This window comes from Mesorhizobium sp. M2A.F.Ca.ET.042.01.1.1, assembly GCF_003997405.1.
In the GTDB taxonomy this organism is placed as follows: domain Bacteria; phylum Pseudomonadota; class Alphaproteobacteria; order Rhizobiales; family Rhizobiaceae; genus Mesorhizobium.
In genome coordinates this window covers 1-790 of sequence record NZ_RZRX01000611.1, presented here as the reverse complement: position 1 = coordinate 790, position 790 = coordinate 1, and the positions used below count along the sequence as shown (strand labels likewise).

Sequence of the window (790 nt, the reverse complement as noted above, 5' to 3'; positions counted from 1 at the left end):
CTTTTACATCTTTCGGAAGTTCACTAAATTTTTTGCCAAAGAATTCCCCCGAGTAGGGTTCATCTAAAGCGAATTCGTCTCTTAAAAACGCTAATATTGCTGAGATTCGTTGCTGGCCGTCAATTACCTGCCTGTGCGTGTGCTCGTTTCGAACCTCGTTCCAAAGAAACATCTTCGGCATTGGAACCTGCCTCAGAATGGTGTCGATAAGCATAATGCGCGCGGCCGGATTCCAAACTTCCTTCCGCTGAAAGGAAGGCCGCAATTCAAGGCGCCCAAGAGAGTTCCAATCCCTTAGGTCCGAGATTGGATGCGGACTTGAGTTCCACGTTCCCACCCTCTGTCTCCTTCATTTAATCGGTTAATCGGCTCGTCGCGCTATCTGAGTTTGATATTGCACCGACTGCCGCTTCTATATCCTCATCGGACAGGAACGGCGCCTGAGCATATATGATTGCTGGCTCGCCGCTTAGCCTTGCCGCAAGGTGACCGAGGCCCAAAAGCTGTTCCGCTCCCTTTACGCCGAGAGCGATCTCGGATGTTCCAACACTCGCAACCTTCAGGATCAATCTGTTACCAAGGTTGTCGCGTAGCTGCATTGGCATGACATTCGCATCGGGTCGTTGCGCCGCGAAGATCAGATACATGCCGGCGGCGCGTGCCTTCACGCCCAAGCGCGAAACGTTGGATGTCACGGCGGACTTGTAATCTTCCGTCAGCATCCATTCCGCAAACTCGTCATGGACCAGGAAGACATATGGCAGCCGCTCGGAACGCTCGACCTTAGAAT

Annotated in this window: 2 protein-coding genes; both read right to left on the bottom strand. The window is 52.3% G+C overall.

From position 1 onward, the window contains the following. A partial coding sequence (locus EOA23_RS36830; RefSeq protein ID WP_245474459.1) for a DUF262 domain-containing protein occupies positions 1-214 on the bottom strand: 214 nt, incomplete at its 3' end. A gap of 139 nt (positions 215-353) precedes the next feature. Then, positions 354-790 (bottom strand): FtsK/SpoIIIE domain-containing protein (locus tag EOA23_RS35160; RefSeq protein WP_145966623.1); only part of this gene is annotated, 437 nt, incomplete at its 5' end.